26 protein-coding genes and 2 riboswitches are annotated in these 25,048 nt (G+C 32.5%); of the genes, 21 read left to right on the forward strand and 5 right to left on the reverse strand.

Annotation, left to right across the window (positions count from 1 at the left end; genetic code table 11):
• Window positions 1-97: 97 nt before the first annotated feature.
• From AC0LWJ_RS08880 to AC0LWJ_RS08970, 19 genes are all read left to right on the forward strand, one after another.
• Window positions 98-670 carry a CvpA family protein gene (locus tag AC0LWJ_RS08880; protein ID WP_503031429.1) on the forward strand — a complete coding sequence of 191 codons (573 nt, stop codon included), beginning with the start codon at window positions 98-100 and terminating at the stop codon, window positions 668-670.
• Between the two features lie 12 nt (window positions 671-682).
• Window positions 683-1,252, forward strand: coding sequence for a sulfurtransferase-like selenium metabolism protein YedF (gene yedF / locus AC0LWJ_RS08885; RefSeq protein WP_474237742.1), 570 nt, complete (start codon window positions 683-685; stop codon window positions 1,250-1,252).
• 16 nt (window positions 1,253-1,268) lie between these two features.
• Window positions 1,269-2,120, forward strand: a complete 852-nt coding sequence (gene mscS, locus AC0LWJ_RS08890) for a small-conductance mechanosensitive channel MscS (RefSeq protein ID WP_474237744.1) — start codon at window positions 1,269-1,271, stop codon at window positions 2,118-2,120.
• Between the two features lie 10 nt (window positions 2,121-2,130).
• On the forward strand, window positions 2,131-2,325 hold the full coding sequence (locus tag AC0LWJ_RS08895; RefSeq protein ID WP_474237824.1) for a DUF951 domain-containing protein: 195 nt from the start codon (window positions 2,131-2,133) through the stop codon (window positions 2,323-2,325).
• A gap of 77 nt (window positions 2,326-2,402) precedes the next feature.
• Window positions 2,403-2,690 carry a 30S ribosomal protein S6 gene (rpsF, locus tag AC0LWJ_RS08900; protein WP_284680045.1) on the forward strand — a complete coding sequence of 96 codons (288 nt, stop codon included), beginning with the start codon at window positions 2,403-2,405 and terminating at the stop codon, window positions 2,688-2,690.
• A 20-nt stretch (window positions 2,691-2,710) separates the two neighbouring features.
• Window positions 2,711-3,160, forward strand: a complete 450-nt coding sequence (locus tag AC0LWJ_RS08905; protein ID WP_284680044.1) for a single-stranded DNA-binding protein — start codon at window positions 2,711-2,713, stop codon at window positions 3,158-3,160.
• Window positions 3,161-3,172: 12 nt separating this feature from the next.
• Window positions 3,173-3,436, forward strand: coding sequence for a 30S ribosomal protein S18 (gene rpsR / locus AC0LWJ_RS08910; protein ID WP_474237746.1), 264 nt, complete (start codon window positions 3,173-3,175; stop codon window positions 3,434-3,436).
• 129 nt (window positions 3,437-3,565) lie between these two features.
• On the forward strand, window positions 3,566-3,871 hold the full coding sequence (locus AC0LWJ_RS08915) for a MazG-like family protein (protein WP_474237748.1): 306 nt from the start codon (window positions 3,566-3,568) through the stop codon (window positions 3,869-3,871).
• Window positions 3,872-3,876: 5 nt separating this feature from the next.
• Entirely contained in the window at window positions 3,877-4,776 is a 900-nt protein-coding gene (locus AC0LWJ_RS08920; RefSeq protein ID WP_474237750.1) for a DUF2232 domain-containing protein, read from the forward strand.
• Between the two features lie 16 nt (window positions 4,777-4,792).
• Window positions 4,793-6,757 (forward strand): DHH family phosphoesterase, encoded by a 1,965-nt coding sequence (locus AC0LWJ_RS08925; RefSeq protein WP_474237752.1) that lies wholly within the window; start codon window positions 4,793-4,795, stop codon window positions 6,755-6,757.
• Window positions 6,757-7,200, forward strand: a complete 444-nt coding sequence (gene rplI, locus AC0LWJ_RS08930) for a 50S ribosomal protein L9 (protein WP_474237754.1) — start codon at window positions 6,757-6,759, stop codon at window positions 7,198-7,200. The genes AC0LWJ_RS08925 and rplI overlap by 1 nt, the downstream gene beginning before the upstream one ends.
• A 23-nt stretch (window positions 7,201-7,223) precedes the next feature.
• On the forward strand, window positions 7,224-8,552 hold the full coding sequence (dnaB, locus tag AC0LWJ_RS08935) for a replicative DNA helicase (protein ID WP_474237756.1): 1,329 nt from the start codon (window positions 7,224-7,226) through the stop codon (window positions 8,550-8,552).
• A 126-nt stretch (window positions 8,553-8,678) separates the two neighbouring features.
• Window positions 8,679-8,841: riboswitch (M-box (ykoK) riboswitch) on the forward strand.
• 167 nt (window positions 8,842-9,008) lie between these two features.
• Complete coding sequence (locus tag AC0LWJ_RS08940) at window positions 9,009-10,259, forward strand: magnesium transporter (protein WP_474237758.1); 1,251 nt, start codon at window positions 9,009-9,011, stop codon at window positions 10,257-10,259.
• A 17-nt stretch (window positions 10,260-10,276) separates the two neighbouring features.
• On the forward strand, window positions 10,277-11,527 hold the full coding sequence (locus AC0LWJ_RS08945) for an Nramp family divalent metal transporter (protein WP_474237760.1): 1,251 nt from the start codon (window positions 10,277-10,279) through the stop codon (window positions 11,525-11,527).
• 16 nt (window positions 11,528-11,543) lie between these two features.
• On the forward strand, window positions 11,544-12,437 hold the full coding sequence (locus AC0LWJ_RS08950) for a 1,2-beta-oligomannan phosphorylase (protein ID WP_474237762.1): 894 nt from the start codon (window positions 11,544-11,546) through the stop codon (window positions 12,435-12,437).
• A 275-nt stretch (window positions 12,438-12,712) separates the two neighbouring features.
• Window positions 12,713-13,747: a nucleotidyltransferase family protein gene (locus AC0LWJ_RS08955; RefSeq protein WP_474237764.1), complete on the forward strand. Its 1,035-nt coding sequence runs from the start codon at window positions 12,713-12,715 to the stop codon at window positions 13,745-13,747.
• 18 nt (window positions 13,748-13,765) lie between these two features.
• Window positions 13,766-14,941 (forward strand): glycosyltransferase family 4 protein, encoded by a 1,176-nt coding sequence (locus AC0LWJ_RS08960; protein ID WP_474237766.1) that lies wholly within the window; start codon window positions 13,766-13,768, stop codon window positions 14,939-14,941.
• Entirely contained in the window at window positions 14,938-15,984 is a 1,047-nt protein-coding gene (locus AC0LWJ_RS08965; protein ID WP_474237768.1) for a glycoside hydrolase family protein, read from the forward strand. The genes AC0LWJ_RS08960 and AC0LWJ_RS08965 overlap by 4 nt, the downstream gene beginning before the upstream one ends.
• Window positions 15,985-16,114: 130 nt before the next feature.
• Window positions 16,115-16,747 (forward strand): class I SAM-dependent methyltransferase, encoded by a 633-nt coding sequence (locus AC0LWJ_RS08970; RefSeq protein WP_474237770.1) that lies wholly within the window; start codon window positions 16,115-16,117, stop codon window positions 16,745-16,747.
• Window positions 16,748-16,786: 39 nt separating this feature from the next.
• Here AC0LWJ_RS08970 and AC0LWJ_RS08975 read toward each other — a convergent pair whose 3' ends face one another.
• Both AC0LWJ_RS08975 and AC0LWJ_RS08980 read right to left on the reverse strand, forming a co-directional pair.
• Window positions 16,787-17,200 carry a threonine/serine exporter family protein gene (locus AC0LWJ_RS08975; RefSeq protein ID WP_474237772.1) on the reverse strand — a complete coding sequence of 138 codons (414 nt, stop codon included), beginning with the start codon at window positions 17,198-17,200 and terminating at the stop codon, window positions 16,787-16,789.
• Window positions 17,197-17,964, reverse strand: a complete 768-nt coding sequence (locus tag AC0LWJ_RS08980) for a threonine/serine exporter family protein (protein WP_284680029.1) — start codon at window positions 17,962-17,964, stop codon at window positions 17,197-17,199. The genes AC0LWJ_RS08975 and AC0LWJ_RS08980 overlap by 4 nt, the downstream gene beginning before the upstream one ends.
• Before the next feature lie 236 nt (window positions 17,965-18,200).
• Between AC0LWJ_RS08980 and cbiQ the strand changes: the two genes are divergently transcribed.
• Both cbiQ and AC0LWJ_RS08990 read left to right on the forward strand, forming a co-directional pair.
• Window positions 18,201-19,043 (forward strand): cobalt ECF transporter T component CbiQ, encoded by an 843-nt coding sequence (gene cbiQ / locus AC0LWJ_RS08985; protein ID WP_474237774.1) that lies wholly within the window; start codon window positions 18,201-18,203, stop codon window positions 19,041-19,043.
• Window positions 19,033-20,250, forward strand: a complete 1,218-nt coding sequence (locus AC0LWJ_RS08990) for a diguanylate cyclase (RefSeq protein WP_474237776.1) — start codon at window positions 19,033-19,035, stop codon at window positions 20,248-20,250. The genes cbiQ and AC0LWJ_RS08990 overlap by 11 nt, the downstream gene beginning before the upstream one ends.
• A 42-nt stretch (window positions 20,251-20,292) precedes the next feature.
• Here the strand turns inward: AC0LWJ_RS08990 and AC0LWJ_RS08995 are convergent, their stop codons facing one another.
• From AC0LWJ_RS08995 to nuoE, 3 genes are read right to left on the reverse strand one after another with little or no spacing between them, the layout of a single operon-like run.
• On the reverse strand, window positions 20,293-22,008 hold the full coding sequence (locus tag AC0LWJ_RS08995; RefSeq protein WP_474237778.1) for an NADH-dependent [FeFe] hydrogenase, group A6: 1,716 nt from the start codon (window positions 22,006-22,008) through the stop codon (window positions 20,293-20,295).
• A gap of 31 nt (window positions 22,009-22,039) precedes the next feature.
• A complete protein-coding gene (locus tag AC0LWJ_RS09000; RefSeq protein WP_474237780.1) occupies window positions 22,040-23,941 on the reverse strand; it encodes an NADH-ubiquinone oxidoreductase-F iron-sulfur binding region domain-containing protein in 1,902 nt (633 codons plus the stop codon).
• A gap of 30 nt (window positions 23,942-23,971) precedes the next feature.
• Complete coding sequence (gene nuoE, locus AC0LWJ_RS09005) at window positions 23,972-24,481, reverse strand: NADH-quinone oxidoreductase subunit NuoE (RefSeq protein WP_474237782.1); 510 nt, start codon at window positions 24,479-24,481, stop codon at window positions 23,972-23,974.
• A gap of 348 nt (window positions 24,482-24,829) precedes the next feature.
• A riboswitch (cobalamin riboswitch) is annotated at window positions 24,830-25,015 on the forward strand.
• Window positions 25,016-25,048 lie beyond the last annotated feature (33 nt).

Consider the following 25,048-nt stretch of genomic DNA (forward strand, 5'->3'; position numbering starts at 1 on the left):
ATATTTTTAACAATTATTATTATTTTAATACATAAAATAAATTTATAAGATTTTCACTATAACATATCATTAAGAACGGTTGAAAAAAAATTTATTAATGTGTATTATAATAATAAAAAGAATTATTGGTGATATAATGAATATTGTTGATTATATAATTATCGGTATAATTATATATTTTGTGTTTATGGGATATTCCAAAGGGTTTATCCTTACATTGTATGGAATGGTAAGCATCCTTTTGTCATGGTATATAACGGTAAACTATTACCCTTATGTATCAAACTATATAATGGGGAATAAAATATTTTTAAATATGATAACCAAGATATCAGGGTCATTTAGTTTGATGCTTTTTAAAGTATCAACAATTGCACCATTAATAAACCTGATAAGTATAGTTTTTACTTTTATATTTTCATTGATTTTATTAAGAAGTTTTGCAATTTTAATAAATCATTCCCTGAGTTATCCATTAATTAAAACAGTTAATAAAATCAGTGGAGGAATTTTAGGATTTGTTGAAGGTTTTGTACTACTTTTTATGGCTTTTAGCCTTTTTAAATTTTTTAATGGAATTTTGCCAACAGATTACTGGGTATATATTAATAATTCACAATTTGCAAAAATTTTTCTTGATAGCGGGAATATAATAAAATTTATTATATGAGGAGGAAATAAAATGAAAAATACAGTTGATGCAAGAGGAAAAACCTGTCCAATACCTGTTATAATGACAAAAAAGGCACTTGAACAAATATTAGAAGGTACATTAAATGTTATAGTTGATAATGAAGTTTCAAAAGAGAATGTGGTAAAATTTGCAAAAAGTTCAGGTTGTGATGTTTCAGTCAAAGAAGAAGGAAAGGAATATCATATAAATATTTATAAAAATAAGCAAAATCTTCAGCAAAAGAAAGACAGTTATAATATTGCCATAATGTCAGATAGATTTGGAGAAGGGGATGAAAAACTGGGTAAACTCTTAATGAAAAGTTTTATAATATCATTGAAGGAACAATCAAGCCTTCCTGAGTCAATAATTTTCGTAAACAGCGGAATATTCCTTACAACATGCGGCTCGGAAGTGATTGATGACCTTAAGGAGCTTAATCATATGGGAGTAGAAATAATATCCTGTGGAACATGCCTTGATTACTACGGATTAAAGGAGAAACTTGAAATAGGATCCATATCAAATATGTATACAATAGCTGAAAAGATAACACAGATAAGAACGATAAAAATTTAAGGAGCATATAAACTATATGAATCAGATTTTAGATTTTTACGGCAAAATAATAAGCCTATATGATATTAAGATATTTAAGGTCTGCTTTGATATTTTAAAGATAATTATTATTGCTTTTATTTCAAAAAAAATAGGATATTTTTTAATTGATAGATTTTATATTATGCAGGAGAGGTCAAAGATACAATTTCCAGAAAAAAAAATGAAGACCCTTTCATCACTAACAAAAAATGTTTTAAGATATGTTATATATTTTATTGCAGGTGCTTCCATATTGAAAATTTTTGGTACCGATATGAGTTCGATAATTGCTGTTGCAGGTATTGGAAGTCTTGCTATCGGATTTGGAGCACAAAGTCTTGTCAGAGATATTTTAACAGGATTTTTTATAATATTTGAGGACCAGTTTAGTGTTGGTGATTATATAACAATAAACAATTTTTCAGGTACAGTAGAGGAAATAGGGCTTCGTATAACTAAAACAAGGGATTTTTCTGGCGAGCTTCATATTATACCTAACGGAGAGATTAAAATTGTTACAAATCATACAAGAGGGGGAATGAGAGCACTTGTAAATATAGGTATTTCCTATGAAGCAGATGTTGATAGTGTAATAAAAATATTAAATGAGATATGTGATGATGTTAAAAAATCAAGAGACGATATATTAGAAGGACCTACTGTGCTGGGTATCACAGATTTTAAAGATTCTTCAATAGGAGTAACTATTGTTGCAAATACAAAGCCTATGCAACAATGGGCAGTAGAAAGGGAATTAAGATACAGGATAAAGCAGGTATTTGATGAAAAAAATGTAGAATTTCCGTATCCACATCTGGATGTAACGATAAAAGATGGTATTAAATGAGGTGGTAGCAGTGCATAAAGAGTTTAATGTAGGTGATATAGTAAAAATGAAAAAGATTCATCCTTGTGGCGGTGATGAATGGGAAATATTAAGAGTAGGAATGGATATAAGGATAAAATGCTTAAAATGCGGCAGGATGGTGTTAATATCCCGTCAGCGATTTGAAAAAGGAATTAAAAAAATAATAAAAAGTATTGAAAAATAGTATAAACAATGATAAAATACGTTTATGGATTGCCGCCTTGCCCATGATGGGCCGTAAGTCCAGAAGGAGGTGAAAAGATGAGATCGTATGAAACCATATTTATTCTCTCACCAGAAATAAATGATGAATTAAAACAATCATTAATTCAAAAATTTAAAGGTATAATTACTGAAAATGGTGGAGAAGTAACAAATGTTGACGAATGGGGCAAAAGAAAGCTTGCATATGAAATAAAGAAAAAAAACGAAGGATATTACGTTTTAATGAATTTTAATGCAGATATAAATGTTCCACATGAGTTAGAAAGAAATTATAAGATTACAGACGGTATTTTAAGATACCTGATAGTTAATCTTGATAAATAAACAAAGATAGGTGGGTTAATATGTTAAATAAAGTTATTTTAATAGGCCGTTTAACAAAGGATCCTGTCCTTAAATACAGTTCAAACAACATGATTCCTGTTTCAACATTTACAATTGCAGTTAACAGGAATTATACCACACAAAGTGGTGAAAGACCGGCTGATTTTATACCCATCGTTACATGGAGAAAACTTGCGGAAGTTTGTGCAAATAATTTAAAAAAAGGGAGATTAGTAGCTGTTGTAGGGAGTATACAGACTCGTACATGGGATGATACAAACGGTACTCGTCACTGGGTAACAGAAGTGGTGGCAGATGAAGTTAAATTTCTTGATTCAAATCGAAATGGCGGTGTAGTGTCACCGAATATAGAGACTCAAAAGGCGAGTCATGATATAAATGAAGATATAGTAAATGATGATTTTGAAGGATTTACTCCCGTAGGCTCAGAGGATGATCTTCCATTTTAAGGAGGGTAGAAAATGTCTAATAATGGTAAAGAAAGAGATAATTCAGCTGCAAGAAGAAAAAACAGAAAAGCAAAAAAACGTGTTTGCAGTTTTTGCGTTGACAAAGTAAAGCATATAGATTATAAAGATATAGGGAAACTTCGCAAATATATAACAGAGAGAGGTAAAATTCTTCCAAGAAGGATTACCGGTAATTGTGCAGTACACCAAAGGCAGCTTACAATTGCGATAAAAAGAGCAAGACAGATTGCACTACTACCATATACAGCAGAATAATGATATAATATAGAGGGCAATGCCCTCTTTTGTTTTTGTTATGATAAGAGCTGCTTGTATTTATTTAAATAGTAATATATCATTAAATCAGGACAAGTTTAATTTCTTAGACCAAGTGGGGGGATTAAATTGGAGAGTAATTTTGATATAGCAAAAAATATTAAAAATATCGAAAATTTAAAGATTCAGCTTCTTAATTATACAGCTTCTCTTTTCAAAGCTTTTAATGATGATGATAAATCATTGGAATTAATTGATGATATTTGCAATATTTTAATAACGGCATACCTCTTAGGAAATAAATTGGGATATGATTTTACTGAAATTGATGAGGAAATAAGGAAAAAAATTAAATTAATACCTTCTGATATAAAACAGAATGATGAATATAATTATAAAGAATTTGCTGTATATTTGCAGAACAAACAAAGGTGATATTTATGAATACTAAAAATTTAGTTTTTGCTTCCATGATGACAGCATTAGCAGTTATATTATCTGTAATAGGATTATTTGCGCCGGTATTATTTTTCACCGCATTTTTGATACCTGTGCCAATAATAATTGCAACAGTGAAGAGCGGTAGAATGTATGGATTTCTTTCTACAATTGTGATTTTTTTAATTAATCTTATTATTAGCGATATTATTACTGCTTTGATTTTAGCCGGATTTTGTTTAATTGGTTTGATTGTTGGATATTTTATAAATAAAAATCACTGTGGGGAGGATACAGTAAAGGAAACAAGTATAATTTCTTTGTTTATATTGATATTTGCTCTATATGTGTTAAAAGCTTTTAAAATAAATGTCATAGAAAATATACTTAATTTATTTTCAAAAACTAATAGCGAAGTTATATCTTTTTACAGTAAAACGGCAAATTTAGCTTCAGTAAAGGATTTACTTTCTACGATCGAAGAAATGGTGAGAATAAGTATTCCATCAGCAATAATAATTTTTATTGCAATATTAGTTCTTGTTAATTATATTTTTGCTTCAAAAATATTGAAAATGCAAGGGATTAACGTATCAGAACTTCCACATTTCCAGGAATGGAGAATGCCCTATATAACTGGCTGGGTTTTTATTGGTGCACTACTTTATAATTATATTTGGACTTATGATATAATATCATCAAATATAATTATACTTTTAGCTACAGGATTTACTATAAGCGGTCTTGCATTTGTTAAATATTATTTAACAAACAAGCTCAATATTAAATCTGCTGTAAGTACTGTAATATTAATTTTGCTGTTATTAATACCGATAGGCTCATATTTATTAATACTTATAGGAATTGTTGATACAGGAATGAATTTAAGGAGATTCTCTTGAGAGGATGTGTAAATCTATGAATAAAAAAAATTTTAAATTAATATCCTCTGCCAATATAATAAATTTAATATTATCGTTTATATTAACTGTGTTGATGTTTCATTACAATATATATATAGCCTTTATATCTTTAATTTTATTTATATATGTTCTTATGAATGAATATTTTGGATGGAGAAAAAAACGTTCAGAATTAGATAGATATATTGAAAGACTTTTTTTCAATGTTGACAGGGTATCGAAAAATGCCATAGCATTTATGCCTATTGCTGCGGCTGTAATAAATAAAGAAAGTAAAATTATTTGGTATAATAACAAATTTAATGAAACATTTAAAGATAAAAAGGAAATAAATGATGCAATTGAAAAATATGTAAAAAATTACAAATTTGAGGGAAAATTGCACATTAAAATTGCTGATAGATATTATTATATAATTGGAACAGAGGCACAAAAAAAGCATAAATCAAGAGAAAATGATAAATTCTATAATATTTTTTTAATCGATGAAACTGATTATGTTGAAATTTCCAGCAAATTAAATGAAAGCAGACCTGTTCTTGCATATATACTTGTCGATAATTATGAAGAGGCACTTCAAGCAACAGAGGACTTAAAGAGACCGGTAGTTGCTGCTGAAATTGAGAGAAGACTTTCAATATGGGCATCTTCCATGAATGCATTTATTAAGAAATATGCGGCAGATAGATATGTGATGTTTATGAAAAACAGAGAACTCCTTAACCTTGAAGAAAACAGGTTTGAAATACTCGATTTTATAAGGGATATAAATGCAGGAAATAAAATTCCCGTGACATTAAGCATAGGGGTTGGTGCTGATGCTGATGAATATATATTGCTGCATGACTATGCATCATCAGCAATAGATTTGTCTCTTGGCAGAGGAGGGGATCAGGCGGTTGTAAAGAGAGGCGAAAAAATTTCAATATATGGAGGTAAGACACAGGCTGTTGAAAAAAGAACAAGGGTTAAAGCGAGGGTTGTTTCACATGCCATAAGGAAACTTATTGAAGAATCATCAAATGTATTTATTATGGGACATAATTTCATGGATTTTGATTCCTTAGGAGCAGCGATAGGTATGTATAGGGGAGCTGTTGCACTTGATAAGAGTGCCAAAATAATCCTTGACAAATCAAATCCTGCAGTAGAATCAATGCTACAAAAAATAGAAAATGAAGAAGATTATGATAATCCATTTATAAACATAAGCGATGCAAAAAACAGTATAGATAAAAATTCACTTCTTATAGTGGTAGATACTCATAGACCAGAGTATTTAACAAATCCTGAGATATTAGATTTAATTGAAAGGATAATTGTCATAGACCACCATAGAAGGGGAAGAGAATTTATTGATAAGGCTTTGCTTGTATATCTTGAGCCATATGCTTCATCAGCCAGTGAGCTTGTAACAGAGATTTTGCAATATATAAAAGATAGAATAGATATAAAACCAATTGAAGCGGAAGCGCTTCTTGCAGGTATTGCGGTTGATACAAAAAATTTTACATTTAGGACTGGTGTCAGGACATTTGAAGCTGCCTCATATTTAAGAAGAAAAGGTGCAGATACGACATCTATAAAGATACTGTTTCAAGATGATTTTAAATCATATATAATGAAATCGACAATAGTTAAAAATGCAGAGATTACCAATGATGGAATTGCGATAGCGATAAGTCCGGAGGATGCTAACAACGTAGTAATTTCACAAGCTGCGGACGAACTTTTGAATATAAAAGGTGTCCAGGCATCTTTTGTATTGTTAAAGCGAGAAAATGATGTGATAATAAGTGGGCGTTCACTTGGTGATATAAATGTTCAGGTTATTCTTGAAAAACTTGATGGTGGTGGACATCTTACAGTTGCAGGCGCACAGGTAAAAAAACCTCTTGATGAAGTTTTAATGGATTTAAAGAAAGCGATTAATGAATATTTAAAGGAAGGTGAAGAATAATGAAGGTAATATTAAATAAAGATGTTAAAGGTATTGGAAAGGCTGGAGAAATTGTTAATGTAAGCGATGGTTACGGGAGAAATTATCTTTTGCCAAAGGGGCTTGCAGCAGATGCAACAAAAGCAAATCTTCATGCATTAAATGAAAAGAAAAAAGCTGAAGAGAAAAAAAGACAGCAGGAAATAGAAAAAGCACAGGAAATGGCGAAAAAAATCGCCTTGGAGACCATCGTTTTAAAAGTGAAAGCCGGTGAGAATGGAAAACTATTTGGTTCTATTACATCAAAGGATATACAGGATGTATTAAATAGAAAGGGATTTGATATTGATAAAAAGAAAATAAATCTTCCAGAAGCTATAAGGTCAACGGGAAGCTTCAATGTGGATATAAAATTATATCCGGGTGTTTCAGCTAAGGTAAAAATTCAAATAGAAGCAGAATAGCAATATTTTAAGGGGGTTGTGAAATGAAGTGGAATAAAATTCCTCCTCAAAATATTGAAGCCGAACAGTCTATATTGGGTTCTATGCTTTTATCCAGAGATGCAATTATTGATGCATCGGAGGTATTAAAGGGAGAAGATTTTTATAAAGAATCGAATAAAAAACTTTTTGAGATAATAATGGATATGTTTGAAAAAAACATACCCGTTGACCTTATTACGATTGTTGATGAACTTAGAAGGCAGAACTTATTAGAAGCTGTTGGCGGTATCGAATATATAACCAATTTATCCTCCAGTGTAATATCAACAGCAAATGTTTCCCATTATGCTTCTCTTGTGCGGGAAAAGGCTATATTAAGAAGGCTTATCAAGGCATCATCAGAAATAATGGAAATGGGATATCAAGAGGATGATGTTCGCAATGTTCTTGATATAGCAGAACAGAAGATATTTGATATTGCACAGGGTAGGAATACAAGCAATTTTGTGCCGATTAAAGATGTCTTAATGAATACATTTTACAATATAGAGAAGTTATATAAAAACAAAGGGCATTTAACGGGTATCCCATCGGGTTTTCCAGACCTGGACTTAAAAACATCAGGTTTTCAGCCTTCTGATTTTATTTTAGTTGCTGCAAGACCTTCCATGGGGAAAACATCTTTTGCTTTAAATATAGCACAGAATGCCGCATTATTTACGAATTTGCCTGTTGCCATATTTAGTCTTGAGATGTCAAAGGAGCAGCTTGTTAACAGGATGATATGCTCAACAGCAAACATCGACAGTCAGAAACTTCGTACAGGAAACCTTGATGATGATGACTGGCCTAAATTGGCGGCGGCAATGGCTCCCCTTTCAACCGCACCTATTTACATAGATGATACCCCGGGTATCTCCGTAATGGATATTAGAGCAAAATGTAGACGGCTGAAACTTGAAAAGAATCTTGGAATGGTGCTTATTGATTATCTACAACTAATGCAGGGCAAAGGAAATCCGGAAAGCCGACAGCAAGAGGTATCGGAGATTTCAAGGTCCCTTAAAGGACTTGCAAGGGAACTTCAGGTACCCATAGTTACCTTATCACAGCTTTCACGAGCACCAGAGGCAAGGTCGGATCACAGACCGGTTTTAAGTGATATAAGAGAATCTGGAGCAATAGAACAGGATGCAGATATTGTTATGTTTTTATATAGAGATGATTATTATAATAAAGATTCAGAAAAGAAAAATATTGCAGAATTAATCATAGCAAAACATAGGAATGGACCTACAGGTACAGTAGAACTCTTATGGATGGGGCAGTTTACTAAATTTGTCAGTATTGATAAATTCAGAGATGAATAGAAAGTAAGAACTATGAGATATAACGGTCATAAAACAATATTAATAAAATAGATTTATTATATGAAAAATTGTGAAATTTTATTGTAAAAGGAAAAAAGCTATGTTATAATTTTAATGCAAAAAAGAATATAAAATCGTTAAGTGAGGCTCCTATACGGATATATGCTGATGCCCGGAAACATCGAGAGATGCCAATGGGTTAACAGATTTTGCCGTTCTAAGGTTTAATCTAATGCAGCTGGTATGTCCTATGCCGTATAGTGCTAAATCCCAACGAAAGTGTTGAGTTTTGAGCCTTTTACTTTATGTAGAAGGCTTAAAAATTTAAATAAAGGCAGGTGGTAATGATGGATTCTGGTCCTTATTATGAGCGAATAAATTCTCATTTAAAACAAAAAAATATGGGGGAGGAGTCTGTCATTTTACCGGTCTCTCCCTTAAAAGGAGGAAAAATTAATGAGTATTAAAGTTAGAACAAATTTTTATTTAAGCAGAATACTAAATAACAAGGTATTTTGTGATAACAAATCAATTGGTAGATTGCTGGATGTAGGAATAGATATCAACTCTAATATACCAAATATTGTTATCGCAAAAATAAAAACGAACAAAGGAATCAAATATCTTAGCTGGAAGAGTTTTAATGTTAGAAAGATAAGTGGTCAATATCAGTTAAATGTTAAAAAAATAGAATATGTTGAACCAGATAAAAACATATATTTTCTTGTTAAAAATATACTTGATAAGCAAATAATTGATATAAATGGCAGAAAGGTAGTTAGGGTTAATGACATAAGGCTTACACAAACTGATAATGAGTTGCTTGTAATAGCTGTTGATATCGGAATTGAAGGTATATTAAGAAGGCTTGCTATTGCGAAACCGCTAAAAAAATTCCTTAAAATATTTAATATAAATATAAGCAGCAAACTAATATTGTGGAGAGATATCGCCGCATTAATACAGTCTAATGAGAATATTATGCTTTCTACAACATATGAAAAATTATCTACCCTTCGACCCTCAGACCTTGCCGATATAATTGAAAATATTGATTCAAAGACTGGAATAGCAATCTTCTCCAGCCTCGATGATGCAAGAGCCGCAGATGTCCTTGAAGAACTTGAAAAAGAATCTCAAATTAATATATTGAAGACACTTTCGAAACAAAAAGTAGCTGACATATTAGAGGAAATGCCGGCTGATGAAGTGGCAGATGTTCTTGATGACCTTAATAAAGACATGGTAGAAGAATTGCTTAATAAAATGGAAAGAAATGTATCATCAGAGGTCAGGGAGCTTATGGAATATCCGGATAATACGGTTGGTAGTCTTATGACGACAGACTTTATTGACTTTAAAGAAAGTGATACAGTTGAACAGACTATTAATAGACTTAGGGAGTTAAAGCCCGAATCTGATGTAATATATTATTTGTATGTTGTTGATTCAAAAGATAAACTTACAGGTGTGGTTTCTCTTAGAGACCTTGTTATTTCCGAGCCTGACACAAAACTATCAGAAATAATGGATAATAAACCCATATATGTAAAAGACATGGATTCAATTGAATCCCTAATTAAAATTGAAACAAAATATAATTTAATGGCAGTTCCGGTAGTGGATAATAATATGGTTTTAAGAGGGACAGTAATAATCACTGATATTATATACGAGCTTTTGAAAAACAGAAGATTAAAAGCTTAACTGGGAGGTGTAATTTAATGAGTGGAAATAAAAAAACATTTTTTAAAAATATGCTATTATTTTTAGCATTAATGGGACCCGGTATAATTACAGGAAGTGTTGATAATGATGCCGGAGGTATAACGACATATTCAGTTGCAGGAGCAACCTATGGATATAAAATTTTGTGGACATTAATACCATCTTTCATAGTTCTTCTTGTTATTCAGGAGATGAACGCCAGAATGGGTATTGTTACAGGTAAAGGTCTTGCTGACCTTATTAGAAAAAATTTTGGTGTGAAAATAACATTTTTTATTTTCTTAGGACTCTTTACTGCCGATATCGGAAATACAGCGACAGAATTTGCCGGTGTTGCAGGGAGTATGCAGGTTTTTGGTATAAGTAAGTATTTGGCTGTTCCACTTGTTGCTATTGCAGTATGGCTTCTTATTGTTAAAGGGACATATAAGTTTGCAGAAAAAGTATTTTTGATATTTAGTTTGTTCCTTCTATCATATGTAGTATCTGCAATTCTTTCAAAACCTGATTGGTCTCAGGTTGGAACGGCGATAATAAAACCGACGCTTGAATTTAATACGGATTATTTAAGTGTGACAATAGGTATAATAGGTACCACCATAGCACCATGGATGCAGTTTTATATGCAATCCTCAGTTATAGAAAAGGGAATAAAATTAGAAGATTATAAATATACAATATGGGATGTTATCATAGGATGTATTGCAACAATTGTGGTTGCGTTTTTTATAATAGTTGCAAGTGCTGCAACTCTTCATGTAAATCATATTAAAATTAATGATGCAAAAGATGCTGCAATGGCATTGAAGCCATTGGCTGGCGCTCTTGCTTCAAAGGTTTTTGCATTTGGACTTTTTATAGCTTCTGTTTTTTCGGCTGCAATTTTACCTATAGCTACTGCATTTTATATTTGTGAAGCCTTTGGATTTGAAGCAGGGGTTGATAAAAAATTGGAAGAAGCTCCACAATTTTATTTCCTTTTTACTACAATAATGGCTATAGCCGTTGCTATTATTTTGATACCAAATGCGCCACTTATTGCTATAACCATATGGACACAGGTGATAAATGGAATATTGCTGCCGGTGGTGCTTATATCAATGATAATGCTTGTAAACAATAAAGATATAATGGGGGATTATATAAATAAACCTGTTAATAATGGAATTGCATGGAGTACAATAGTTATCTTGATCGTACTTACGGTAGTATTAGTTCTTTCATCTATTATTCCTAATATCTTATAAAAGGGGCATAATATCAATGATTAAATTAAAGCGATTAATAAATAAACCTGTTTTGACACCATTGAAAGAAATTAATTGGCAAAGTGCGGCTGTATTTAACTGTGCAGCCATATATGACAATAATTTATTTCATTTAATTTATAGAGCAACAGACATAGGACCCAATAAAAGATATGGAAATTACATTTCAAGGCTTGGATATGCGGTATCTAAGGATGGGATAAATTTTACAAGGCGTTTACAACCTATATTAAGCAATGATGTAGAACAAGAGTTAAGAGGATGTGAAGACCCGAGAATTGTTAAAATTGATGATATTTATTATATGATGTATGTAGGCTTTGGCGGTAGATATGATGAGGATTACAGAATATGTTTAGCCACATCAAAAAATCTGATTGATTGGAAAAGACATGGCATTGTACTAAATGAACCTAATAAGGATGCAGCATTATTCCCGCAGAAAATAAATGGGAAATATGTTATGTTTCACAGGAGGCATCCGGATATATGGATTGCTTTTTCTGATGATTTGAAGAACTGGTATGGGCATAAAAGAATTATTAAACCAATTGAAGGGTCATGGGAAAGTATAAGAGTAGGTATTGCAGGTCCTCCAATTGCAACAAAAGAAGGATGGTTTTTGATATATCATGGTGCAGACGATAATCATGTATATAGGTTAGGAGCTGCTTTATTAGATTTTAATGACCCAAGCAAGGTAATTGCGAGGCAGAAAGAACCTATTTTGGAACCGGAACTGGAGTGGGAAATCAATGGATATACTCCAAATGTAGTATTTAGCTGTGGTAATGCGATTAAAGACGGGATAATATACGTTTATTATGGGGGTGCTGATACGGTAATCGGTGTTGCTGCACTTGATATGAAGGATATTAAATTTGAGTAAAAAGACCTTTAAGTAAAGGTCTTTTTACTTATTAAGATAAATTTTGGTAATATTATACTTGACATAAGTAATATTATTAAGTATAATGAAAATAATAGCAGCCAAACATTTAAAGTGCTAATCATATAATAACATTTTAAATCACATATAAACATACAAAATAAAAATTTATAATTACATTTTTAAATTCATTTTACATTAAAATTAAGTTATTTAACAAAACAATAAAACTTAATATATTTTTTATAAAAAACAATTGTAGAGGAGGAATGCTTATGAAAGCCTTATTATTAGCTGGAGGCAAAGGCACAAGATTAAGACCTATTACAAATAATTTACCTAAACCAATGGTTCTTATTATGGGGAAACCCCTTTTGGAAAGAACCATATTAAATCTTAAAAATTGTGGGGTTGATGAGGTTGTTTTAAGTACCTGCTATAAATCAAAGCATATAAAAGATTTTTTAAAAGATGGAGCAGAACTTGGTGTAAAAATAAATTATATCACAGAGGATATTCCTCTTGGTACAGGTGGAGCAATTAAAAATGCTGAAGAATTTTTTGATGATACGTTTATTATTTTAAATTCCGATATTGTCAGTGACATAGATTATGCCGAACTTATAAGATACCACAAAGAAAAGAAAGCTCATGTTACTATTGCAATGACCGAAGTTCAAGACCCTTCCCAATATGGAGTTATTGAATTTAATGACAGTGGATTTGTAACAGCCTTTAAGGAAAAACCAAAAATCGGTGAAACTTCTTCTAAGTTTATCAATGCGGGTGTATATATATTTGAACCTGAGGTATTGAAGGAAATACCGGCAAATAGTGTAGTATCAATAGAAAAAGAAACATATCCGTCCTTACTTAAAAAAGGATATAATTTGGCGGCATATAAATTTCATGGATATTGGATAGATATAGGCACGCTAAATAAATATAAGAAGGTTCATGAAGATATACTGACGGGAAAGTGCAGAATCTTATGTAAAAACAAAGGGGAAATTTTATTAGATAAAAAAGGCATTATTATTGAAAAGGGCGTAAAAATACATCCAACCGCAAGAATTTTTGAACCTGCATACATAGGCAATAATGTTTTTATAGATGCTTATGCAAAAATTGGACCATATGCAGTAATAGGTAATGAATCATATATTGGTTACAAAAGTATGATTAAGTCCAGTGTAATATGGGATAATGTTAGAATAAATGAATCTGTTAAACTTTGCAATGCCGTTATTACATCAAAATGTATTGTAAAAAGGGATACCGAAGTTCTTGATACCGTTTTAATTAGTTAGATAAAGGGGGTTTTAATAGTGGGCGAGAAATCAATAGGTAAAAAAATAGCATTTTTAAGCACATATCCGCCGAGAGAATGCGGAATTGCTACATTTACACAAGACCTTGTAAATGAGATTAAAAAGATTAAGCTTATTAATCCTCCTATAATAATTGCAATAGACAATGGTGATTATGAATATGATGAGGATGTTAAATATGGATTAAAGCAATATAATAGAGATTGTTATATTAAACTTGCAGAAAAATTAAATAAATCAGATATTGACCTCTTGGTAATAGAGCATGAATATGGAATATATGGCGGGGAGGATGGAGAATATATCATAGACCTTATAGATAAGCTGAATATTCCATTCATAACGGTATTTCATACCGTTCTTTCAAATCCCAGTGAAAAGCAGCTTTTTATTTTAAAAGAACTCGGTAAGAAAAGTGATAAAATCGTGGTAATGGCTAAAAATGTTATACCATTGCTTAAAAATGTGTATGAAATAAACAAGGATAAAATTGAAGTTATTCCACATGGGGTACCAAGTATACCTGTATTGCCTAAGGAAATTCTTAAAGAGAAATATGGACTTAAAGGAAGAACAATTATAAGCACATTTGGACTGATTAATCCGGGTAAGGGCATAGAATACGGCATTGAAGCTGTTTCAAAGGTCGCAAGGAAGTATAACAATATATTGTATCTTATTTTAGGTGAAACACATCCTAATTTAAAGAAAAAATTCGGTGAAGAATACAGGGATAAACTTAAAAAACTTGTTAAAAATTTGGGTATAGATGATAATGTAAAATTTATTAACAAATTTCTTACTAAGAAGGAAGTAATAGAGTATCTTAACATATCAGAAATATATATGACACCATATCCTGGGAAGGAACAGGCAGTTAGCGGTACAATGGCATATGCTGCCGGTTTAGGAAAACTTATTATATCAACCCCGTATAAATATGCTGAAGAAATTTTAAGTGAAGGCAGAGGATTATTTGCAGATTTTAAAGATTCTGATTCCTTAGCCAAATGTATTGAATATGTACTTGAAAATCCAGAGAAAAAAAGACTTATGGAATTAGAAATAAAAAAATTCGGCAAGTCTATGATGTGGGATAATGTTGCACATATGTATGTAAAGCTATTTTTGGCGGTATTGGATTCTTGCGAAACAAAGGGTAAAGCTGTATGAGGAAGAAGGATTTATCTGTTGACCATATCTTAAGACTTACCGATGATACAGGTATTTTTCAGCATTCACTGTACGCCACACCTGACCTTAGCAAAGGATATACGACAGATGACAATTCAAGAGCACTTATTGCCATATCAATGCTATATGAAACATATAAAGATAATAGACTTTTGGGGCTTTTATATAAATACATGTCTTTCCTGCTTTATGCTCAAAATGATAAAGGCATGTTTAAAAATTTCATGGATTACAACAGAAAATTTATAGAGGAAACCGGTTCAGAGGATTGCTTTGGCAGGTGTTTATGGTCTTTGGGATATATTCTGAATATCTCGTTACCAAAAGGGCTTAAAAATTCCGCTATTCATTTATTAAAAAAAGCGCTGCCCAATGTTTATAAGTTGAGTTACGTTAGAAGTAAAGCATATACACTTATAGGTTTATGCTATTTGTATAATTCTAAAATTAGCAGTTTTAATGTAAATGATATAAAGGATATGATTAATTTACTTTCAAATGACCTATTGGAGCAATATAATAAAAATGCAGATGAAAAATGGAAATGGTTTGAAGATACGATAACATACAGCAATGCGTTAATTCCATGGGCATTAATAAAGTCATATAGTGTAATAAAGAGAAAAGAGATTTTGGATGCAGCAGTTGAAAGTATGAATTTTTTGGAAAGGATATACTTTAAGAATGATTATTTTAAACCAGTGGGTTGCAAAGGCTGGTTTAAGAAGAATAAAGAACCGGCTGAATTTGATGAACAGCCTATAGAGGCATGTGAAACAGCATTAATGTATGTTGAAGCATATCATGTTTTAAAAGAGAGAAAATACATGGAAAAAGCTATAAAATGTGATAAATGGTATTTAGGAGAAAATTCAAAAAAGATAAGTCTTATTGATAGTGAAACAGGTGGATGTTATGACGGTATAACAAATGAAGGTGTTAATCTAAATGAGGGTTCAGAAAGTATTATCTCGAGGATAATTGCAAATATGGCGGTTAATAATGATTATTTGATATTTTAAAAAGTATTAGATAAAAATAGAGGGTAAAGCCCTCTATTTTTTGTAAAAAGAAAAATATAATAATATATATAAAAACATTATAATTTTTGTGATACAATTATCTCAAAGTATAATAGAGGGAGGGGAAACCATGGCTAAAATTGAAGCATTTGAAAATTATTTTATGGAATATGAAGAATGGTTTGAGAAAAACGGCTTTGCATATGAATCTGAATTAGATGCAATAAGACTTCTTATGCCGGAATTTAAAAAGGGGCTTGAAGTAGGGATTGGAACAGGGAGGTTTGCGGTACCCTTAAATATTAAAAATGGCATTGAACCATCTTCCAAAATGAGAGAAATAGCCTTAAAACTCGGATTAAATGTTATTGACGGCATTGCTGAAAAGCTCCCATATAAGGATAGTTCCTTTGATATGATATTGATGGTAACAACCATATGTTTTGTCGATGATATAAACAAGGTTTTTAAAGAGTGCTATAGAGTATTGCAGGACAATGGAACTTTACTTTTAGGATTTGTTGACAGAGAAAGCTTTCTTGGTAAAATTTATGAAGCCCATAAAGATAAAAGCTTGTTTTATAAAAATGCGACATTTTATTCCACGGGACAGGTTGTAGAATTGCTTGCTGACTCAGGTTTTAAAAATTTTAATTTTTCTCAGACAATTTTTAAAGGACTCAAGGATATAACAGAAAAAGAACCAGTAAGATATGGATTTGGCGAAGGGTCATTTATAGTTATAAAAGCTGAAAAGGAATAAATTAATAAATTTGGAGTGTGGTTGTATGGCAGAATTAATCTATTTTTTAATTCGTGCAAAGGATAGTACAAAAATTAATCCTGCTGCAATGGCAAGAGCTATACCGATGGTCTGTAAGCATAATTCAAAGGCTTGTGTATAGTTCCCTTGAATTATTGCAAGGATTGTTTTATAAGAATACACACCTGGGACTAAAGGTATTATTCCGGGTATTATAAAGATTGTCGAAGGATTTTTCTTTTTACGTGCAAATATCTCGCCGGTTATCCCGATAAAAACTGCAGCTATGAATGTTGCAGCAATTGAAGATGGGTATATATACATCATTATTATATATCCTGCCCAGCATATTGCGCCGGATAAACCTGATATAATTATTGAGTCTTTCGGTAAATTGAATAAAATAGCAAATCCAACCGTTGATAAAAAACCAAAAATCAACTGATATATCATAATATACCTCCAAGAATAAACCATATTTTAAGCAGTGCACCAACACCTACGGCTATACTTATGGCAGCGACAACAGCTTCAATACCTCTGGAAACACCTGATAAAAAGTCACCTGAAATAGCATCTCTTACAGCATTTGTTAAAGTAACACCAGGCACAAGTGTCATAATAGAACCGATTATAATACCATCAAGAGAACCTATTCCCATCTGAGAAAATAAAATGGCAAATACAGAAACGAAAGAACCGCCAAGAATATTTATAATAAAGGTTGAAAATTTAAGTTTTTCAAAATATGCTACAAGAGCCTGCAAAAGTATTGCCGTAATAAATGTTGGGATAAAATCATGTAATTTGTTTCCTATCATCATGCCGGATGCAGCTGCAGCAATACCTGCTGATGTTATCCTGAAATAATAATTATATTTTTTCTTTTTGTCAATATCATTTAGTTCCTTCATGTATTTATTACAATCGATATTATTGCCTTTTTCCTTGGCAAATCTTCGAGAAAAGTCATTAACAAGCGCTACTTTATTTAAATCTATTATCCTTTTTTTAACCCTGCGAACAATTGTTAATATTTTACCATCTACTTCTACTGATGCAAAGATACCTGTTGGAGTTACGAAGGTTTCGACAATATCCACTTTATTTTCTAACATTCTTGTTATCGTATCTTCGGTTCGGTACGTTTCCCCACCATTTTCAAGTATTATTTTTCCTGCAAAAACAGCTAATTTTAAGATATTATCTGTATACATAAAACCATCACCAAAATATATTATAACATTTATTTTGATTTTAAATAATCAGTGAAATAAAATAATATTGACATATTGTTTTAGTAATATGTTCAAATAGCATCTTCGCAAAAATCTCCTTAAATAAATTAAGATAAATAAAGATATTTTTTTGTTATTACTTGCTTTTTTCCAAAAGTAATGTTATTATTTTAATATAAGTAACACAATATTTTGTTTTAAAGGGAGGAGAAAGGATGATAATAATACGCAAAGGTTTTATAGAGAAAACCATTGAAAATATTGATACTGCATTTAAACAGATGTTTTTTTCATCTGCTACCGCAGATAAAAATGGATTATTACAAAAGATTTCTCCCAAGTATAAGGTTTTATCAGCAATAATTTTCGTAGTAATATCTCAGCTAATAAGGAATGTTCATATTCTTCTTTTTATATATCTTTATTTGCTTTTACTTGCGTATTTATCCAAACTATCGCCATTTTCTTTAATTAAAAGAGTCCTTATGATTGCAGGGTTTATTTCTGGGATTGTTTTAATTCCCTGCATATTTAATATTGTTGTTCCAGGCACTCCAATATTTTTTATAACAAAGAATTTTTATATTACTTCTGAAGGAGTTACAGATGCCTTCAGGATTCTAATGCATACCATTTTATCTATAACAATTATTTTTCTTTTTACGTCAACAAGCAGGTGGAATGAGCTTTTAAGCTCATTAAAATCTTTGTATGTCCCAAAGATTTTTGTCATGGTAATTGAAATGGCTTATCGGTATGTATACCTTCTTTTAAAGATAACTTTGGACATGTTTTTATCCAGAAAGTCAAGGACCATAGGAAAATTGGATTTAGAAACTAAAAAAAAGGTTCTTAATAATACGTTAAGCAATATGCTTTTAAAAACCCTTTATATAACTGATGAAGCATATAAGGCGATGCTTTCCAGAGGTTATATCGGTAAACCAAAATTTTTAAACAGATATAAAAAGGTAGAAAAAATGGATATTATATGGGGGATTATAAATTCTGTATTTATAATAATAATATTTTGGGGGGATAAATTCTTTGGAAAATGATTATATTTTTCGTTTAGAAGATGTATATTATTCCTTTAATAAGGGAAATCCTATTCTCAAAGGCATAAATCTAACAGTAAGAAAGGGTGACAAGATAGCCTTATTAGGTTCTAACGGAACAGGCAAATCTACACTTTTGAAGATTCTTGACGGTTTAATTTTCCCGGAGCAGGGTAATTTTATAGCATTTGGAGAACATATAACAGAAAAAAAGATGATGGATGAAAAATTTGCTTGTTTCTTTAGACAAAAAGTAGGATTTGTATTTCAAGATTCGGATATTCAGCTTTTTTGTTCAACCGTATGGGAAGAAGTAGCATTTGGACCTGTACAGTTACACAGCGATGAGGAGTGGATAAAGAGGCGAGTTGATAATACATTAAAGGTTCTTGGACTATATGACCTAAGGGACAGACCCCCATATACATTAAGCGGAGGCGAGAAAAAGAAGGTTGCCATTGCATCTGTTTTAGTTATGGATCCTGATGTTTTACTTTTTGATGAACCCACCAATGAGTTGGACCCCAAAACCAAATATTGGTTTATAGATGTAATAAATAAGTTAAATAAAGAGGGAAAAACCATCATTATATCGACACATCATCTTGAAATGGTTCCGCTTATAGCTGAAAGTATTGTTATTCTTACAGAGGACCACGAACTTATTACTGTTGGAGATTTACATAAAATGATAGGCAATATGGATACACTTTTAGAAGAGAGGTCAATGGCGGATCCGTTAACAGGGGTGTACAATAGGAGATATTTAGAAATCTGCATTGATTTTATAAAGGGATATTTTAAATATGTCTTTATGGTAGATATAGATCACTTTAAAAATATCAATGATACTTATGGTCATGATATTGGAGACTTGGTTTTGAAGGAAACGGCGAAGATTTGTGCAAAAACCATCAGGTCTTCTGATAGAATTATAAGATTTGGGGGAGAGGAGTTTTTAATTTTTTTAGCGACCGAGGATGATGATGTAGCTTATACAGTTGCCGAGAGGATAAGGAAAAACATTGAAGAGATGGAGATAAGGCTTTCTGATGACAAAACAATAAAACTTACCATTTCAGTTGGTTGCACAAAAATTTTACCCAATGAAAAAAATCTTGATTTTGCAATTAAAAGAGCTGATGAAAAACTTTACAAAGCAAAAAATACAGGAAGAAACAAGGTTATTTTTGAATATGTCAATTAAAAATTGCATTAAAAACCCGGGAAAAATTCCCGGGTTTTTATCTTAATATTCAATTCTTCTTGATGCATAATGTGTATGAAGTTCATGATGAGCTTTTTCACTATAAGGTTTTTCATAGTATTCTTCATACATCTTTTTGATTTCTTCATTTTCATGGGATTTTCTCTTAAGGGAATTCCTATCATTTTTGTATATCCCTTCAATCCTCTTTTGTCTGAATTCAGGGTCATCGGTGTATGGTTGACCGCCACCACATGTACAACCGCCGGGGCATGCCATAACTTCTACAAATTCATATTTTGCTTCACCACTTTTAATCTTCTCTATAAGTTTCTTAGCATTGCCAATACCGTTTGCAACAGCTATTTTTACAGTTTTTCCGTTGATTTCAATTGCTGATTCTTTTATTCCCTCAAGACCTCTAACAGCAGTGAATTCTACTGCATCACCCTTTAATTCTTCACCTGTAAGAAGAGAATATGCCGTTCTAAGTGCTGCTTCCATAACACCACCTGTTGCTGCAAATATTGTAGCAGCACCTGTAGATTCTCCAAGAGGTGAATCATATTTTTCTTCTTCAAGTTTAGTAAAATCTATGCCTGCTTCTTTTATCATTCTTGAAAGCTCTCTTGTTGTTAAAACTGCATCTACATCGTCGTCAAACTCGGGTCTTGTTCTTTCGAATTTTTTCGAGATGCAGGGCATTATTGATACTACAAATAAATCTTCAGGCGCAATGCCGGCTTTTTTTGTATAATAATGTTTTGCTACAGAGCCAAACATCTGCTGTGGGGACCTTGCTGTAGATATATTTGGAATAAGCTCCGGATAAAATTTTTCTACGGCAAGTATCCATGATGGGCAGCAAGAAGTAAATAGTGGAAGGTTTTCACCTTTTTCAAGCCTTTTTACTAATTCTGTACCCTCTTCCATTATAGTAAGGTCTGCACTAAACTGTGTATCAAAAACTTTTTCAAAACCAAGCTGTTTTAAAGCTGCAACCATTTTTCCTGTTACAATCTCGCCGGGTTCCAAGCCGAATTCTTCTCCGAGGGCAACACGGGTAGCAGGAGCTGTCTGTACTACCACATGTTTTTTTGGATTATTAAGGGCTTCATAAACCTTATCAATTTCTGAGTTTTCTACAAGAGCACCGGTTGGGCAAACCCTTACGCATTGACCGCAGAATATACAATCCGAATCAAGGAGGGATTTTTCATAAGGTGCACTTATATAGGCACCAAAGCCTCTATCTGCAAAATCAATTGCGCCGATTGTTTGTACTTCATGGCACATACGAACGCATTTTCCGCAGAGTATGCATTTGTTTGGATCTTGAATAATCGGACCAACAGCATTTACATGAAAATCTCTTTTTTCTCCATCAAAACGTATATTATTGATATTTAATTCATAAGCATATTTTTGAAGCTTGCAGTGTAAGCTTTTATCGCATTCAAAGCAGTCAGCATTGTGACTTGATAAGAGAAGCTCTAATATAAGCCTCCTTGCATTTATAACCTTTCGGCTATGGGTTTTTATATTCATGCCTTCCTTTACTGGTGTATGACATGATGCTACAAGATTACCCCTGTTATCTTCAACAACACATAAGCGGCAAGCTCCAAAGGGTTTTAAATCATTGTCATCGCAAAGTCCCGGTATTTCAATTCCTATACTTTCTGCTGCCTTTTTTATAGTGGTTCCCTTTTCAACCTGAACCTGCTTACCATTTATTGTTAATGTTACCATATCCATCTATCATCGTACTCCTTTCTTTCTTAGATTATTAACCTCTATATATTGCATCTTTTGGACAAACTTCCATACATGTGCCGCATCTTATGCATTTTTCCTGGTCAATAACGTGCGGTTTCTTTTTCTCCCCTGAGATTGCTCCAACTGGACAATTCTTTGCGCACTTGCCGCAACCAATGCATTTTTCAGGGTCGATTTTGTATGAAGCGAGGGCTGTACAAGCATTAGCAGGACATTTCTTGTCAAGAATATGTGCTTCATATTCATTTCTAAAATGTTTTATCGTGCTTAATACTGGATTCGGAGCTGTTTTTCCAAGACCGCAAAGGGAACAATCTATGATCATTTTCCCTAAGTTTTCAAGAAGTTCAATATCTTTTTCTTCTCCCTTGCCTTCTGTAATTCTCTGGAGGATTTCCAGCATTCTCTTGTTACCCTCACGGCAGGGTATGCATTTTCCGCAGGATTCTTCAACAATAAAATTCAAAAAGAACTTTGCGAAGTCAACCATGCAGGTATCTTCATCAACTACAACTGCACCACCAGAACCCATTATTGCTCCGGCTTTTTTAAGGGAGTCGAAATCAATAGCCAAGTCTAACTGGCTTTCAGGTATGCAACCGCCAGAAGGACCTCCCATCTGTACAGCTTTAAATTTTTTATTGTTAAGGATACCGCCGCCTATATCAAATATTAACTCACGCAATGTCAAACCCATTGGTACTTCAACGAGTCCTGTTCTGTTTACCTTACCTGTAAGAGCAAAGGTTTTTGTTCCTGTGCTGTTTGCTGTACCAATAGAAGCGAACCAATCGCCGCCTTTTAAAAGTATTGCTGGTATAGATGCAAAGGTTTCAACATTGTTTAAAACAGTTGGCATATCCCAAAGACCTTTTTCATTTGTTCTTGGCGGACGTACCCTTGGCATACCGCGTTTTCCTTCTATGGAATAAGTAAGAGCTGTGGATTCACCGCAAACAAAAGCACCTGCGCCTTCTCTTACATGAAGCTTAAAGGAGAAATTTGTTCCAAGGATATTATCACCAAGCAAGCCAAGTTCTTCGCAGTCTTTAATTGCCTTTTTTAACATTTGAACAGCCAGAGGATATTCTGCACGGACGTAAATATATCCTTCATCACATCCGATGGCATATGCACCTATCATCATGCCTTCGATTACTTTGTGCGGATCTCCTTCCATGACACTTCTGTCCATGAAAGCACCAGGATCGCCTTCATCACCGTTACATATAATGTATTTTTTAGGACTCGGGTTTTTATAACCACCCAGCCATTTTTCTCCTGTTGGGAAACCGGCGCCACCGCGACCTCTAAGCCCGGATTTTATAACTTCATCTATTACCTCTTTACGATCCAAAGATGTTAAAACCTTAACAAGAGCAGAATAACCATCTTCAGCGAGATAATCATATATTGATGCCGGATCAACAGTACCGCAATCTTTTAAAACAACACGGGTTTGTTTTGCATAGAAAGGATTTTCATCCCTCTTAACATAAGTTTTGCCTGAAGCTGGGTCATGATATAAAAGTCTTTCAATTATTTCGCCTTTTTTAATGGTTTTTTCAACAACTTCTTCCATGTCTTCAGGTTTTACTCCAACATAGAATATATCCATAGGAGCAATTGACATAAGCGGACCTTGTGCGCAGAATCCTTGACATCCAGTCATTTTAATATCTACTTTGTTTGTACTTTCAAGGCATTCATGGGAAAGGCTTACATCAACATCCATAAGACCTTCTCTTTTTAGTATCTTTACAAGTTCATCATGGACATCTGGAGAGCCTGATGCCCTACAACCTGTTCCACCACATAAACGAACTGTTATTTTTTCTTTGCTTGATACTAAAGCATCTTTTAATTTTTTTCTCAGGTTTTCCAGATCCTGTACAGATTTGAACTTTTCCATAAACTACACCTCCAATAATTATTTAATTTTTTACTGTGCAGCAGCAACTGTTTCCATTTCGTTATATTTTTGTAATACTTCATTTACTTTTTCAGGGGTCATTTTACCATAGGTTTTTTCATTTACCATTATAGTTGGTGCTAAACCGCATGCACCGAGGCATCCAACGGTTTCTAAGGTGAATTTCAAATCCTCTGTTGTTTCACCAGGTTTTATTCCAAGTTGTTTTTCAAACTCGGCTAAAATCTTATTTGCTCCACTAACATGGCAGGCAGTTCCAAGACAAACCCTGATAACATATTTTCCTCTCGGTTTTAAATGGAACTGTGCATAAAAAGTTGCAACACCATAAATGGTACTAGCTGGAATTTGTATTTTTCTTGCAATGTAATAGATTACGTCTTCTGGTAGATAACCAAATTCTTTTTGAGTTTGCTGAAGAATCGAAATGAGGGAACCTTTTTCTCCTTCAAACTGCGATAAAAATTTGTCAACCTTTACAAACTTGGGGTCTTTACTTCCTTTGCAGCATTCACACATGAATTTTAAACCTCCTTCAAAGATTTTTTAAATTTTATAATTTGATGATGAAAATAAAGTAAATTAAAAAGTATAAAGAAACTATCGCTTTCCTGTATTTTAGTATGTTTTTTAAGTAATAAAAGGGATAAAAATTTTCTCCTTTTTATTAAGCCTGAAATTATATTTTTCTAATACAGATAAAAGCGAAATTCTTGTATATTTAAATTATACACAAATTAAAATTATAATGTCAAGCTATTACAAGGAAGAGATTAAAAGAAATATTACAAAAAATTTTTTAAATATTTTTGTTGACATAAAGAAAAAATGTGATAAAATAAAATCAAGAAATTAAATATGGAATTTAAATAAACTTAGGTAACAGGTGTTTAATTCATCAATTAAACTTAATAGAGAAGTCGGGTGAGATTCCCGCGCGGTCCCGCCGTTGTAATGAGGAGCTGCCTTATATTATGTCACTGGCGAAAGCTGGGAAGGCGTAAGGTGGCGATGAGTCTAAGCCAAAAGAACTGCCTGTTATTTATGTCTACAGTTGCTCTACGATGGATAGAGGCTGTTGCAGTT

The organism is Aceticella sp. 75b-Ac (assembly GCF_056032965.2).

Coding starts and splice junctions, on each gene's coding strand:
- AC0LWJ_RS08920 (WP_474237750.1), top strand. CDS start 3,877: ATGAATACTAAAAATTTAGTTTTTGCTTCCATGATGACAGCATTAGCA.
- rpsF (WP_284680045.1), top strand. CDS start 2,403: ATGAGATCGTATGAAACCATATTTATTCTCTCACCAGAAATAAATGAT.
- AC0LWJ_RS08980 (WP_284680029.1), bottom strand. CDS start 17,964: ATGTATACAGATAATATCTTAAAATTAGCTGTTTTTGCAGGAAAAATA.
- AC0LWJ_RS08945 (WP_474237760.1), top strand. CDS start 10,277: ATGAGTGGAAATAAAAAAACATTTTTTAAAAATATGCTATTATTTTTA.
- AC0LWJ_RS08905 (WP_284680044.1), top strand. CDS start 2,711: ATGTTAAATAAAGTTATTTTAATAGGCCGTTTAACAAAGGATCCTGTC.
- AC0LWJ_RS08975 (WP_474237772.1), bottom strand. CDS start 17,200: ATGATATATCAGTTGATTTTTGGTTTTTTATCAACGGTTGGATTTGCT.
- cbiQ (WP_474237774.1), top strand. CDS start 18,201: ATGATAATAATACGCAAAGGTTTTATAGAGAAAACCATTGAAAATATT.
- AC0LWJ_RS08995 (WP_474237778.1), bottom strand. CDS start 22,008: ATGGATATGGTAACATTAACAATAAATGGTAAGCAGGTTCAGGTTGAA.
- AC0LWJ_RS08925 (WP_474237752.1), top strand. CDS start 4,793: ATGAATAAAAAAAATTTTAAATTAATATCCTCTGCCAATATAATAAAT.
- rpsR (WP_474237746.1), top strand. CDS start 3,173: ATGTCTAATAATGGTAAAGAAAGAGATAATTCAGCTGCAAGAAGAAAA.
- AC0LWJ_RS09000 (WP_474237780.1), bottom strand. CDS start 23,941: ATGGAAAAGTTCAAATCTGTACAGGATCTGGAAAACCTGAGAAAAAAA.
- AC0LWJ_RS08965 (WP_474237768.1), top strand. CDS start 14,938: ATGAGGAAGAAGGATTTATCTGTTGACCATATCTTAAGACTTACCGAT.
- AC0LWJ_RS08950 (WP_474237762.1), top strand. CDS start 11,544: ATGATTAAATTAAAGCGATTAATAAATAAACCTGTTTTGACACCATTG.
- mscS (WP_474237744.1), top strand. CDS start 1,269: ATGAATCAGATTTTAGATTTTTACGGCAAAATAATAAGCCTATATGAT.
- nuoE (WP_474237782.1), bottom strand. CDS start 24,481: ATGTGTGAATGCTGCAAAGGAAGTAAAGACCCCAAGTTTGTAAAGGTT.
- dnaB (WP_474237756.1), top strand. CDS start 7,224: ATGAAGTGGAATAAAATTCCTCCTCAAAATATTGAAGCCGAACAGTCT.
- AC0LWJ_RS08940 (WP_474237758.1), top strand. CDS start 9,009: ATGAGTATTAAAGTTAGAACAAATTTTTATTTAAGCAGAATACTAAAT.
- rplI (WP_474237754.1), top strand. CDS start 6,757: ATGAAGGTAATATTAAATAAAGATGTTAAAGGTATTGGAAAGGCTGGA.
- yedF (WP_474237742.1), top strand. CDS start 683: ATGAAAAATACAGTTGATGCAAGAGGAAAAACCTGTCCAATACCTGTT.
- AC0LWJ_RS08955 (WP_474237764.1), top strand. CDS start 12,713: ATGAAAGCCTTATTATTAGCTGGAGGCAAAGGCACAAGATTAAGACCT.
- AC0LWJ_RS08880 (WP_503031429.1), top strand. CDS start 98: ATGTGTATTATAATAATAAAAAGAATTATTGGTGATATAATGAATATT.
- AC0LWJ_RS08970 (WP_474237770.1), top strand. CDS start 16,115: ATGGCTAAAATTGAAGCATTTGAAAATTATTTTATGGAATATGAAGAA.